Origin of the sequence: Streptomyces olivochromogenes (assembly GCF_021538895.1) — a bacterium.
GTDB lineage: Bacteria > Actinomycetota > Actinomycetes > Streptomycetales > Streptomycetaceae > Streptomyces > Streptomyces olivochromogenes_A.
In genome coordinates this window covers 1-13,071 of sequence record NZ_JADDRL010000121.1, presented here as the reverse complement: position 1 = coordinate 13,071, position 13,071 = coordinate 1, and the positions used below count along the sequence as shown (strand labels likewise).

11 protein-coding genes are annotated in these 13,071 nt (G+C 71.4%); 3 read left to right on the top strand and 8 right to left on the bottom strand.

Going from position 1 to position 13,071, the window contains the following annotated elements; genetic code table 11:
• Nucleotide 1: 1 nt before the first annotated feature.
• Complete coding sequence (locus tag IPZ69_RS38430) at nt 2-1,723, bottom strand: urease subunit alpha (protein ID WP_235459359.1); 1,722 nt, start codon at nt 1,721-1,723, stop codon at nt 2-4.
• A complete protein-coding gene (gene ureA / locus IPZ69_RS38425; protein ID WP_235459358.1) occupies nt 1,720-2,415 on the bottom strand; it encodes an urease subunit gamma in 696 nt (231 codons plus the stop codon). Before ureA ends, IPZ69_RS38430 begins: the two co-directional genes overlap by 4 nt.
• A 142-nt stretch (nt 2,416-2,557) precedes the next feature.
• Between ureA and IPZ69_RS38420 the strand changes: the two genes are divergently transcribed.
• A complete protein-coding gene (locus tag IPZ69_RS38420; protein WP_235459357.1) occupies nt 2,558-4,000 on the top strand; it encodes a cytosine permease in 1,443 nt (480 codons plus the stop codon).
• A gap of 13 nt (nt 4,001-4,013) precedes the next feature.
• Here the strand turns inward: IPZ69_RS38420 and IPZ69_RS38415 are convergent, their stop codons facing one another.
• Entirely contained in the window at nt 4,014-5,117 is a 1,104-nt protein-coding gene (locus IPZ69_RS38415; protein WP_235459356.1) for a branched-chain amino acid aminotransferase, read from the bottom strand.
• A 244-nt stretch (nt 5,118-5,361) separates the two neighbouring features.
• Nucleotides 5,362-6,405 carry a 3-isopropylmalate dehydrogenase gene (locus IPZ69_RS38410; protein ID WP_235459355.1) on the bottom strand — a complete coding sequence of 348 codons (1,044 nt, stop codon included), beginning with the start codon at nt 6,403-6,405 and terminating at the stop codon, nt 5,362-5,364.
• A 153-nt stretch (nt 6,406-6,558) separates the two neighbouring features.
• On the opposite strand from IPZ69_RS38410, the gene IPZ69_RS38405 reads away from it, so the two are divergent.
• On the top strand, nt 6,559-8,121 hold the full coding sequence (locus IPZ69_RS38405; RefSeq protein ID WP_235459354.1) for a purple acid phosphatase family protein: 1,563 nt from the start codon (nt 6,559-6,561) through the stop codon (nt 8,119-8,121).
• Between the two features lie 15 nt (nt 8,122-8,136).
• Here IPZ69_RS38405 and IPZ69_RS47195 read toward each other — a convergent pair whose 3' ends face one another.
• The 4 genes from IPZ69_RS47195 to IPZ69_RS38390 form a co-directional block, all read right to left on the bottom strand.
• Complete coding sequence (locus IPZ69_RS47195) at nt 8,137-8,268, bottom strand: hypothetical protein (protein ID WP_268835569.1); 132 nt, start codon at nt 8,266-8,268, stop codon at nt 8,137-8,139.
• Between the two features lie 185 nt (nt 8,269-8,453).
• Entirely contained in the window at nt 8,454-8,927 is a 474-nt protein-coding gene (locus IPZ69_RS38400; protein ID WP_235459353.1) for an alpha/beta fold hydrolase, read from the bottom strand.
• Between the two features lie 195 nt (nt 8,928-9,122).
• Entirely contained in the window at nt 9,123-10,754 is a 1,632-nt protein-coding gene (gene pruA / locus IPZ69_RS38395; RefSeq protein WP_235459352.1) for an L-glutamate gamma-semialdehyde dehydrogenase, read from the bottom strand.
• Nucleotides 10,755-10,788: 34 nt separating this feature from the next.
• A complete protein-coding gene (locus tag IPZ69_RS38390) occupies nt 10,789-11,715 on the bottom strand; it encodes a proline dehydrogenase family protein (protein WP_235459351.1) in 927 nt (308 codons plus the stop codon).
• A 163-nt stretch (nt 11,716-11,878) separates the two neighbouring features.
• Between IPZ69_RS38390 and IPZ69_RS38385 the strand changes: the two genes are divergently transcribed.
• Nucleotides 11,879-13,071, top strand: a 1,193-nt coding sequence (locus IPZ69_RS38385) for a PucR family transcriptional regulator (protein ID WP_268835568.1), incomplete at its 3' end; no start/stop codon positions are given.

Below are 13,071 nucleotides of genomic sequence, written 5' to 3'. Positions count from 1 at the left end.
CTTAGAGGAAGTAGAGGCGGTTGAGGGAGACCGAGTCGGCGGGCTGCGAGCGGAGCGGTTCGCCGTCGAGGGTCACCAGCCCGGTGCGCTGGTCCACGTCGACGGCGCCGGTACGGGAGTTGAGGCGCAGGTCGGCGGGGCCGATGCCGCGGGTGCCGCGGACGGCGACCCGGCGGCGGCGGGTCGGCATCGCGTCGTGGCCCTGGTCGAGCGCGGCCCGCGCGACGAAGGCGACCGAGATGTCGGCGGGGGTCGCGCCGTGCGCGCCGAACTGGGGTCCCAGGACGAGGGGTTCGCAGGTGTCGGTGGCCGCGTTGGGGTCGCCGACCACGCCGTACGCCGGGAAGCCCGCCTTGAGCACGAGCTGCGGTTTGGCGCCGAAGTACTCGGGCCGCCACAGCACGATGTCGGCGAGCTTGCCGGCCTCGATGGAGCCGACCTCGTGGGCGAGGCCGTGGGCGATGGCGGGGTTGATGGTCAGCTTGGCCATGTAGCGCAGGACGCGGGCGTTGTCGTCGCCGGCGCCGTCGCCCTGCGCGGGGCCCAGCTCGGCCTTCATCTTCCCGGCCATCGCGAACGTACGGCGCACGGTCTCGCCCGCCCGCCCCATGCCCTGCGCGTCCGACGAGGTGATGCCGATCGCGCCCAGGTCGTGCAGCACGTCCTCGGCGCCCATGGTCCCGGCGCGGATGCGGTCGCGGGCCATGGCGGCGTCGCCGGGCAGGTCGGTCTTGAGGTCGTGGACGGAGACGATCATGCCGTAGTGCTCGGCGACCGCGTCCCGGCCGAACGGCAGGGTGGGGTTGGTGGAGGAGCCGATGACGTTCGGGACCCCGGCCATCTTCAGGACGTTGGGCACGTGCCCGCCGCCGCAGCCCTCGATGTGGAAGGCGTGGATCGTGCGGCCTTCCAGGACGCGCAGGGTGTCCTCGACCGAGAGGCACTCGTTCAGCCCGTCGCTGTGCAGGGCGACCTGGACGTCGTGCTCCTCGGCGACGCGTAGCGCGGTGTCCAGGGCACGGGTGTGGGCGCCCATGTCCTCGTGCACCTTGAAGCCCGAGGCGCCGCCCTCGGCGAGGGCCTCGACGAGCGGGGCGGGGTGGGAGGAGGAACCCCGGCCCAGGAAGCCGATGTTGACCGGCCAGGCGTCGAAGGCGCCGAACGCGTGCTTGAGCGCCCAGGGCGAGTTGACGCCGACGCCCCAGACCGGCCCGAACTCCTGCCCGATGATGGTGGTGACGCCGGAGGCGAGCGAGGCCTCCATGACGCGCGGCGACAGCAGATGCACGTGGGTGTCCACGGCGCCGGCGGTGGCGATGAGCCCCTCGCCGGACACGATGGACGTGCCCGTGCCGACGACGACGTCGACCCCGTCGAGGGTGTCGGGATTGCCGGCCCGTCCGATGGCGCAGATCCGTCCCTCGCGGATGCCGATGGACACCTTGCGGATGCCCTGCGCCGCGTCGATCACGACGACGTTGCTGATCACGACGTCGCAGGTCTCGCGGACCGCGGCGGCCTTGAGGTGCAGCCCGTCCCGGGCGGTCTTGCCGAACCCGGCGAGGAACTCGTCGCCCGGCTTCTGGGAGTCCGACTCCACCCGGATCACCAGGCCGGAGTCGCCGAGCCGGATCCGGTCGCCGGCCCGCGGGCCGTGCGTGGCCGCATAGGCGTAGGGGTCGATGTGGATCGACTCGTCGATCTCGCGGCCGGCGCGGCTCATCGTTCGCCTCCTTCTGTCGTGATCCCCAGATATCCGCAGGCCGCGGCCCTGCGCAGGGCCTCTTCCCGCGCTCCGGGCGCGTCCAGCGGCCCGTCGACCAGACCGGCGAAGCCGATCGCGATCCGGTCGCCGCCGATCGGTACCAGTCCGACCTCGCCGCTCTCCCCCGGTCCGAAGCGCACGGACGACCCGGCGGGGACGGCGAGGCGCATGCCGTAGGCGGCGGCGCGGTCGAAGTCGAGCCGCGGGTTGGCCTCGAAGAAGTGGAAGTGGGAGGTGACCGAGACGGGCACGCCGGCGGTGTTGGTGACCGTCAGCCGGACGACCGGCTCGGGCTCGGCGTGCTGCGGACCCGGCAGCAGCGCGCCCGGCGCCCGCTCGCCCAGCCCGCCGCCGAGCGGGTCGCTGACCACCGCGAGCCGCGAGCCGTCGTCGAAGACGGCCTCCACGTGGACCTCGGTGACGACGTCGGCGACGCCCGGCAGGACGTCGGCCGGGCCGAGCACCGTACGGGCCCGCTCGATCGCCTCGGCGAGCCGGGCGCCGTCGCGGGCGGCCTCGCACACCGTGTCGGCGATCAGGGCGGTGGCCTCCGGCACGTTGAGCCTGAGGCCGCGCGCCCTGCGGGCCCGGGCCAGCTCCGCCGCCGAGAACAGCAGCAGCCGGTCACGCTCCGTGGGAGTCAGTCGCACGTCCCGGCACCTCCTTGCTTCCTCGATTTAGAGCATCACTCTAAACGCAGGATTCATGGAACGGAATCATTGACATCCAGAATCCGGTCACAGACATTGAACGTCGCTCTAACCCTCAGGCGGCCGTCGAAGGAGACCAGCCATGCCGATAGAACAACGCGGAGTCGACACCATCCCCGACGCGGAGCGGACCAGCGGGCCACGGGACCTCGTCTCGATCCTGCTGGGCTCCAACCTCTGCCTGGGCGTGATCATCTTCGGCTGGCTGCCGCCGTCCTTCGGGCTCGGCTGGTGGGCGTCGGTGAGCTCGGTCGTCGTCGGAACGCTGGTCGGCACGCTGTTCACCGCGCCGCTCGCGCTGGTCTCCCTGCGCACCGCGACGAACCTGTCGACCTCCTCCGGCGCCCAGTTCGGGGTGCGCGGCCGCCTGGTCGGCTCGGTCGTCGGTCTCCTGCTGGCCCTGGGCTACACCGCGCTGACCGTCTGGATCGGCGGTGACGTGATGGTGAGCGTGCTGGGCCGCCTGTTCGGGCTGCCGGCGGACGACGGGGCGTACGCCGTCGTGTACGCACTCCTCGCCGCGGCGACCGTGGCGGGCGCGGTGTACGGCTACCGGGTACTGCTCGCCATGTCCCGCGTCCTCGCGATCGGCATGACGGCCCTGCTGGTGCTCGGCGTGATCGCCTACGCCCCGCACTTCACCACGTCCGCGCTGCCGGAGACGGGCGGCTATCTGCTGGGCGGCTTCTGGCCGACGTGGTGCCTGGCGATGGTGGCCGCGGGTCTGTCCGGGCCCGTCGCCTTCATCACCCTCCTCGGCGACTACACCCGCTACATCTCCCCCGCCCGCCACTCCTCGCGCCGGGTGCTGCACGCCGCCTGGCTGGGCCTGATCCTGGGCCTGCTGGTCCCCCAGCTCTTCGGCACCTTCACCGCGTACGCGGCCCACGCGGCGCTCGACTACGCGGGCCCACTGGTCTCCGCCTCGCCCGCCTGGTACCTGGTCCCGCTGCTGCTGTCCGCCTCCGCGGGCTCGGTCGGCAACGCGGGCCTGATGCTCTACTCCATGGGCCTCGACCTGGACGCGATCCTGCCCCGCGCGTCCCGCGCCCGCGCCACCTACTCGGTCGCCGTCGTCGCCACGGCCTGTGTCTTCGTCGGCCACTACGCCTGGAACGCGCAGTCCGCGATGACGTCCTTCGTCCTGCTCCTCACGGCGATCGGCACCCCCTGGGCGGTGATCACCCTCATCGGCTTCGTCCGCTGCCGCGGCGTGTACGACGCGGACGCCCTCCAGGTCTTCAACCGCCGTGCGCACGGCGGGATCTACTGGTATCGGGCCGGCTGGAACATCCGGGCCACCGTGGCCTGGGCGGTGGGCGCCGGCACCGGACTGCTGGCCGTGTCCCTGCCCTCGTACCAGGGCCCGCTGCTGGACCTGACCGGCGGCGTGGACTGCAGCTTCCTGCTCTCCGGGATCGTCGGCGGCATCGTCCACCTGCTGCTGACGCGCACCCGGAAAAGCACCGGGGCCGCCATGGACACGGAGTCCGTGGCGGCCCTGACGACCGCGGGCGAGTTCTAGGCCTTGTCGGCTTCTAGGCGTTGTCGGCCTGGCCGAGGTGGTGCATCCAGCCGTGCTTGTCCTCGATGACACCGCGCTGGATGCCGAGCAGCGCCTCGCGCAGGCGCATGGTGACCGGGCCGGGGGTGCCGTCGCCGTGGGTCCAGGCGTCGGTCCGGGTCTTGGCCGTGCCGATGGGCGTGACCACGGCGGCCGTGCCGCAGGCGAACACCTCGGTGAGGGCGCCGGACGCGGCGTCCTCGCGCCAGCGCTCCAGGGTGACGACGCCTTCCTCGGCGGTGTAGCCGAGGTCGCGGGCGACCTGGAGGAGGGAGTCGCGGGTGATGCCCTCCAGGATGGAGCCGGTCAGCTCGGGGGTGACGATGCGGTCGCCGTAGACGAAGGCGATGTTCATGCTGCCGCTCTCCTCGACCTTGGTGCGGGTGACCGCGTCGAGGTAGACGACCTGGGCGCAGCCGTGCGCGGCCGCCTCGGCCTGCGGGAGCAGCGAGGCCGCGTAGTTGCCGCCGGTCTTGGCGTCGCCGGTGCCGCCCGGGACGGCGCGGACGTGGTCCTCCGAGACCCAGATGGTGACCGGCTCGACGCCACCGGGGAAGTACGCGCCGGACGGTGACGCGATCAGCATGAAGAGGTACTCGTTGGCCGGGTGCACGCCGAGCGCTGCCTCGGTGGCGAACATGAACGGGCGCAGGTAGAGGGCCTCCTCGCCGCCGTGCGGCGGGACCCAGCCGGCGTCCTGGGCAAGGAGCGCGTCCAGGGCGCCGATGAAGAGCTCCTCGGGCAGCTCCGCCATGGCCATGCGGCGGGCGGAGTTGCGGAAGCGGCGGGCGTTGGCCTCCGGGCGGAAGACGGCGACGGAGCCGTCGGGCTGCCGGTAGGCCTTCAGGCCCTCGAAGATCTCCTGGCCGTAGTGGAGGACATGGGTGGAGGGGTCGAGGGAGATGGGCCCGTACGGAACGAGCTGGGCGTCGTGCCAGCCGCGCCCCTCGGTCCACTTGATCGTCACCATGTTGTCGGTGAAGTGGCGGCCGAATCCGGGGCTGGCCAGGATCGCCTGGCGCTCCGCGGCGGCCAGCGGGGTAGCGGAGGGCTTGAGCTCGATCGTGGGCGTCGTCATGAGTGCTTGTCCTTCACCGGTTGTAGTGAACGGGCCGCGCTCACTCCCGCATGGCCGGTGGCCAGTGCTAGGACGTCCGAGCAATCCCTCATACCGCGGCTCCGCGTTCGATTATCGCGCGGGCCCGACGGGTGGAAGGAATCGGGGTGAATGCGGTCCAGGGGTCGATGGTGGCACCCGGCGGGGACACGGGGAAGCCGCCGGGCGCTGACGCGACCCGGCGGCTTGATACGGAACCGACGGGTCAGCCGGCTACTCGTACGGAGAGCGCGTCGCCGATCTCCGAGGTGCTGCGCGCGGGCAGCGCGCCGCGCTCCGCGAGGTCGGCGGAGACGGCTTCCTCGATGCGGGCCGCCTCGGTCTCGTAGCCGAGGTGGCGCAGCAGGAGGGCGACGGACAGAACCGTGGCGGTGGGGTCGGCCTTGCCCTGGCCGGCGATGTCCGGGGCCGAGCCGTGGACCGGCTCGAACATGGACGGGAACGCGCCGCCGGGGTTGATGTTGCCGGAGGCGGCCACGCCGATGCCGCCGGAGACGGCCGCGGCGAGGTCGGTGATGATGTCGCCGAAGAGGTTGTCGGTGACGATGACGTCGAACCGCTCGGGCTGGGTGACCAGGTAGATGGTCGCCGCGTCGACGTGGATGTACTCGGTGGCGACCTCGGGGTACTCCGCGGCCACCTTGTTGAAGATGTTCGTCCACAGGTGACCCGCGAAGGTCAGCACGTTGTTCTTGTGGACCAGCGTGAGCTTCTTGCGCGGGCGGGCCTGGGCGCGGGCGAAGGCGTCGCGGACCACACGCTCGACACCGAAGGCCGTGTTGACGGAGACCTCGGTGGCGACCTCGTGCTCGGTGCCCTTGCGGATGGTGCCGCCGTTGCCCGTGTAGGGGCCCTCGGTGCCCTCGCGGACCACGACGAAGTCGATCTCCGGCTGGCCGGCCAGCGGCGTGGCGACACCCGGGAGCAGCTTCGACGGACGCAGGTTCACGTGGTGGTCGAAGGCGAAGCGGAGCTTGAGCAGGAAGCCGCGCTCCAGGACGCCGGACGGCACCGACGGGTCGCCGATGGCGCCGAGCAGGATCGCGTCGTGCTGCTTGAGCGCGTCGAGGTCGGCGTCGGTGAGGGTCTCACCGGTGGCGTGGTAGCGCCGGGCGCCGAAGTCGTACTCCTTGGTCTCCAGCTTCACATCCTGCGGAAGGACGGCGGAGAGGACCTTGAGGCCTTCGGCCACGACCTCCTGGCCGATGCCGTCACCGGGAATCACTGCGAGATTGATGCTGCGAGACATGTCGGCACCCTACTCCTCGTCCCATGGGATGACATGGGCCGTCCGCCATACGGACAAGGGAACGGCACTCGGGAGGGTGACAACGTCAGCGCTTCGACTGACGTTCACCCGCATGTATGGCGGCTGTTGGGGGGCGCTGGGAAGTTCACCGTCATGGACATCCCCGACGTCGGCATTCCGCCGCAGCTGGCCCGCCGGATGAGCATGGCCGAGCAGTACGAGTACCTGCGCACCCGGCTCACCCGGCGCCGCACCCTGGTGACCGCGGGCGCGGTGGCGAGCGGACTGCTGACCGGCTGCTCGACGGCCCACGGCAGCACGGTGTCCGGGAGCAGCCCGGCTCCGGCCACCTCGTGGGTGCGCGGCTCCGTGGTCCGGCCCTTCGGCCGCCATCTGGCCTTCGGCGCGGATCCGAAGACCCGGATGCGGATCTCCTGGCAGGTGCCGCTGGCGGTCAAACGGCCGTACGTGCGCGTGGGCTTGCGACCCGACGACCTGGGCCGGCGGATCGACGCCGAGATCCGCCATCTGCACACCCCGGGCGTACAGGGGGTGCGCCTGGCGGTCGAGCAGTACTACGTGCACGCGGCCCTCGACGGCCTCAAGCCCGGCACGACCTACTACTACGGCGTCGGCCACGAGGGCTGGGACCCGGCCTCCCCGGCCCACCGCTCGACCATCGCCTCCTTCCGCACCGCGCCCGCGACGCCGGAGCGCTTCGTGTTCACGGCCTTCGGCGACCAGGGCGTCGGGCAGGCGGCGAACGCCAACGACCACCTGCTGCTGCGCCAGAACCCGGCCTTCCATCTGCACGCGGGCGACATCTGCTACGCGGACGGCAACGGCGCCGGCAAGACCTCGGACGGCTACGACCCGCAGTTCTGGGACCTGTTCCTGAAGCAGACCGAGCCGGTGGCGAAGTCGGTGCCGTGGATGGTGACGACCGGCAACCACGACATGGAGGCCTGGTACTCACCGGACGGCTACGGCGGCCAGCTGGCCCGCTTCTCGCTCCCGGACAGCGGTTTCGACCCGAACGGCGCGCCGGGCGTGTACGCGTTCACCTACGGCAACGTGGCCTTCGTGGCGCTGGACGCGAACGACGTGTCGTACGAGATCCAGGCCAACCTCGGCTACACGGAAGGCCGGCAGACGCGCTGGCTGGACCGCACGCTGGCGCGGCTGCGGGCGGCTCAGGGCGTGGACTTCGTGGTCGTCTTCTTCCACCACTGCGCGTACTCGACCTCGCAGCACGCCTCGGACGGCGGTGTCCGCAAGGAGTGGCTGCCGCTGTTCGCGAAGTACCGGGTGGACCTGGTGATCAACGGGCACAACCACGTGTACGAGCGGACGGACGCCATCAAGGGCGGTGCGGTCGGCAGGTCCGTGCCCATCGGCGCCTCGACGGACCCGACCCGGGACGGGATCGTGTACGTCACCGCGGGCGGCGGCGGCCGGGACCTCTACTCGTTCCCCTCGGGCGTCAAGGACAGCTACGAGGGGCACGTCACCCGGCACGACGCCGTGAAGACCTTCCACTGGACCAAGTCCAAGGTCCCCAGCGCGGAGACGGTGGAGTGGTCGCGGGTGCGGTACACCGGGTTCTCCTTCCTCTCGGTGGAGGCGGAGGCGGGTACGACCCCGAGGCTGAAGGTGTCCGCGCTGGCGCAGGACGGCCGGCGGATCGACCACTTCGAGGTGCGGCGCGGCGGGTGAGGCCGCGCCGCATGCTCAGTGGCCGGTCTCGCCGCCGTTGTCGCGGCGGTCGAGGGCGCGCTGCAGGGCGGCGGCGGCGTTCTTGCGGTCGGACTCGCTCACGCGAGAGACGTGGCGGACTCGGCGGCGGACGGTCGTCTCGGCCATGAAAATCGACTCCTTCGAGGAAACCGGGAGTACGGAAAGGGGGGTTACGAGACGCCGGGTGGGGCGGGGAGCGGTGCCGCAGGGGTTGCCTGCACGGGGCCCGGCTCACGACCGCCATTCGCTTGATCGAGCGAGACGTTCGGCTTCTACAAAAGTAAGCGAGGACGGCGCGGCTGTCTCCACAATTACTCGGACTTCCTACTATCTGAGACGGCCGACCGGGCCACACCGCCGTGGCCTGCGGTTCTTCCGTCCGCGGGTGCAGCGGGCCAGAGTGCGCCCGCCACCGCCTTGCGGAAGCCCTCCGGGTCCTCCGCCCACGGCAGGTGGCCCGCGTCCGGGAGGGTCACCCGGTGGACGCGGGGCAGGGCTTCGGTGAGGGAGTCGACCGCGGTGCGGGGGCGGACGTCCCGGGCGCCGTCGATGATCAGCACGGGCACGTCGAGGGCCCGGCAGGCGGTGTGCAGCTCGGGTGCGCCCCAGGTCCGGGCGCGCTCGTCGTCGAGGGCCCGGTTGCAGGCGGAGTTGATCGCGAACCACGGGTCGGCCATCCGCCGGGCGGGATCCAGCGCCCGCTCCCGGTCCTCGAACTCGGCCGACCGGCGGAGCACCGCCGGCTCCCGCTCCTCGGCCTCCGTCCGCCGCGCGCGGTCCGTCAACTCCTCTAAGCCGGCGAGGCGTTCGGAAGCGCACTCACCCGCCCCGGGCGGGCCGGCGCGTAGCTCAGCGCCAGCTGCGCGCCCCAGGAGTGGCCGAGCAGCGCCATGGGCCCAGTGTGACGGACCGGGAAATGGAGACGGACCGGGAAGCCCGCTCGGGGGTCGGGCTTCCCGGTCCGTGTTCAGGAGGGCTGATCAGCCCATGTGCGGGTACGCGTAGTCGGTCGGCGCGACCAGCGTCTCCTTGATGGCGCGCGTCAGGGTCCAGCGCTGCAGGTTCTGCGGGGCGCCGGCCTTGTCGTTGGTGCCGGAGGCGCGGCCGCCGCCGAAGGGCTGCTGGCCGACAACGGCGCCGGTCGACTTGTCGTTGATGTAGAAGTTGCCCGCCGCGTAGCGGAGCTTCTCCATCGTGTACGCGGCCGCCGCACGGTCGTTGGAGACGACCGAGCCGGTGAGCGCGTAGTCGGACACCGACTCCATCTGCTCCAGCATCTCGTCGTACTGGTCGTCCTCGTAGACGTGGACGCCGAGGACCGGGCCGAAGTACTCGGTGCGGAAGACCTCGTTCTCCGGGTCGGTGCACTCGATGACGGTCGGGCGGACGAAGTAGCCGACCGAGTCGTCGTAGGAGCCGCCCGCGACGATCGTGCAGGTCGGGTCCTCCTTGGCGCGGTCGATGGCGGCCTTGTTCTTGGCGAAGGCACGGTCGTCGATCACGGCGCCGATGAAGTTCGACAGGTCGGTGACGTCACCCATGGTCAGGTAGTCGACCTCGGCCGCGAACTCCTCCTTGAAGCCCGAGTTCCAGATGGACGCCGGGATGTAGGCGCGGGAGGTGGCCGAGCACTTCTGGCCCTGGTACTCGAAGGCACCGCGGGTCAGGGCGGTCTTCAGGACGGCGCGGTCGGCGCTCGGGTGCGCGACCAGGAAGTCCTTGCCGCCGGTCTCGCCGACCAGACGCGGGTAGGCGCGGTACTTCTCGATGTTGCTGCCGACCGTCTTCCACAGGTGCTGGAAGGTCTTGGTCGAGCCGGTGAAGTGGATGCCGGCGAGGTCGCGGTGGACCAGGGCGACCTTGGAGACCTCGATGCCGTCACCGGTGACGAGGTTGATGACGCCCTTGGGCAGACCGGCCTCCTCCAGGAGCTGCATGAGCAGCACGGCGGCGTGGGTCTGGGTCGGGGACGGCTTCCAGACGACGACGTTGCCCATCAGCGCGGGCGCGGTCGGCAGGTTGGCCGCGATGGCGCTGAAGTTGAACGGCGTGATCGCGTAGACGAAGCCCTCCAGCGGGCGGTGGTCCAGACGGTTCCACACACCCGGGGAGTTCGCCGGGGGCTGCTCGGCGAGGATCTGGCGGGCGTAGTGGACGTTGAAGCGCCAGAAGTCGACCAGCTCGCAGGGGCTGTCGATCTCGGCCTGCTGGGCGGTCTTGGACTGGCCGAGCATGGTGGAGGCGGCGATGGTCTCGCGCCAGGGGCCGGCCAGCAGCTCGGCGGCGCGCAGGATGATCGCGGCGCGGTCGTCGAAGGACATGGCGCGCCAGGCCGGGGCGGCGGCCAGGGCGGCGTCGACGGCGTCCTGGGCGTCCTGCTGGGTGGCGTTGCGCAGCGTACCGAGGACGGCCTTGTGGTTGTGCGGCTGCACGACCTGGAACGGCTCGCCGCCGCCCATTCGCTTCTCGCCGCCGATGGTCATCGGCAGGTCGATCGGGTTCTCGGCCAGCTCCTTGAGCTTGGCCTCCAGGCGGGCGCGCTCGGGCGAGCCGGGGGCGTAGCCGTGCACCGGCTCGTTGACGGGGGTGGGGACCTGGGTCACAGCGTCCATGTGTTCCGTAACTCCTTATTGAGCGGTGGTGGCTTCAGCCCTTGGTGATCATGCTGCGCAGGAAGAAGCGCAGGTTGGCCGGCTTCTCCGCGAGGCGGCGCATGAAGTAGCCGTACCAGTCGGTGCCGTAGGCGGTGTAGACGCGCATGCGGTGGCCCTCGGCGGCCAGGCGCAGGTGCTCGTCGCCGCGGATGCCGTAGAGCATCTGGAACTCGTACTCGTCCGGCTTGCGCCCGGCGTGGTGGGCGAGCTCCTGGGCGATGGAGATCAGGCGCGGGTCGTGGGAACCGACCATCGGGTACCCGTCGCCCTCCATCAGAGTCTTCAGGATGCGGACGTACGCCTTGTCGATCTCGTGCTTCTGCTGGTACGCGACCTCGGCGGGCTCCTTGTACGCGCCCTTCACGAGGCGTACGCGGCTGCCGTTCGCGGCGAGGCGGCGGGCGTCGGCCTCGGTGCGGAAGAGGTAGGCCTGGATGACGCAGCCGGTCTGCGGGAAGTCCTTCCGCAGCTCGTCGTGGATGGCGAACATCGAGTCGAGGGTGGTGTGGTCCTCGGCGTCCAGGGTGACCGTGGTGCCGATGGCGGCGGCGGCCTCGACGACCGGGCGGACGTTGTTCAGGGCGAGCTCGTGGCCGCCCTCCAGCGCCTGGCCGAACATGGACAGCTTGACCGACATCTCGACCTTCGGGCCGAGCTCCAGGTCCTTGATGCGGTCAATGAGCAGCAGGTACGCGTCGCGGGCGGCGGTGGCCTGCTCGCGGGTGGTGATGTCCTCGCCGACGACGTCCATCGTCAGCTCCAGGCCCTTGGCGGTGCGCTCCTGGATGATCGGGACGATGTCGTCGACGGTCTCGCCGGGGATGAAGCGGTCGACGACCTGCTTGGTCACCGGGGCCGCCGAGATCAGGCGTCGCATCCGGTCGCTGCGCGACGCGGCGAGAATCACGGGACCCAGCACGGGGCACCTCCACAACAAGAACCAAGTGGGCCGGTACCCGACGCTTCGGGTACGGCACGGAGAACCACCGTGAAACCTAAGGATCCCTCCGATCGTCAGCCATCGACAGCTGTCACGCATCCGTTCCCCAGATCTCAGACAAATGTATGAAGGCGGCTCGGAAATGCGGGAGAATGCCCGGGTGACGGCCGATTACAAGGGTGATTACCAGGAGCTGGTCGACGACATCTCGGAGCTTCTGGGCGTCCCCGCGACGCTGGAGAACCGCGACTTCGAGCTGATCGCCTTCGGGGCGTACGACAGCGAGGGCGAGCTGGACGCCTCGGCGCTGGACCCGGTCCGCGCCCGGTCGATCCTGACCCGGCGCTCCACGGCGGCGGTCCGCACCTGGTTCGAGGGCTTCGGCATCACCCGGGCGACCGGGCCCGTCCGCATCCCGCCCACGCCCGAGGCGGGCGTGTACCGGGGACGCATCTGCCTGCCGGTACGCCATCGGGGGGTCGTCCTCGGCTACGTCTGGCTGCTGGACGACGATCCGGGGCCGAGCGAGCGGCAGCTGGCCGCGGCCATGGAGGTCACCGCCCGTATCGGCGCGCTCCTCGCCGACGAGGCGCAGGCCGGGGCGGACCTCACCCGGGAGCTGCGGGCGGTGCTGACCGCCGAGCGCGGCTGGCAGCGGGACATGGCGGTGGCGGAACTGCGCACCGCCCTGGGCCCGCGCGCCGACGGCCCGCACACCGTGGTGTGCGTGGCGCCCTGGCCCTCGGCCGACCCCGACGACGCGCCGTCGGTCCGCACCCTGCCCGGCGCGACGGCCCTGTGCACGGTGCCGTGGGGAACGTCCGCGCAGTCGCTCGCCCTGCTGGTGCGGCTGCGCTCGACCGACACGGTGACGCCCGCGCTGTCGGCGGCGGGGCGGCTGCTGGAGCGGGCGGGGGTCAACGGCGGGCAGGCCGCCGCCGGGGTGGCCACCGCGCGGACCGGGCTCGTGGAGCTGGGCACCTCCTGGCAGGAGGCCGCCGGGGCCGCGCGGGCCGCGCTCGCGGAGCCCCGGCTGGGGCCGGTCGCCCAGTGGGCGCGCATCGGGCCGTACCGGCTGCTCACCTCCCTGTCCCCCGAGGCCGCATGGGACTCTGCCGTGGCCCCGCTGCTCACCGCGGCCCACCAGGAGCTGGCCCGCACCGCCGAGGTCTATCTCGACTGCGCCGGGCAGGCCGGCCGCACGGCCGCCGAGCTGGGCGTCCACCGCCAGACCCTGTACTACCGCCTGTCCCGGGTGGAGCAGCTGACCGGCCTGGACCTGGACGACGGCGAGGACCGGCTGCTCCTGCACATGGCACTGAAGAGCGCGCGCCT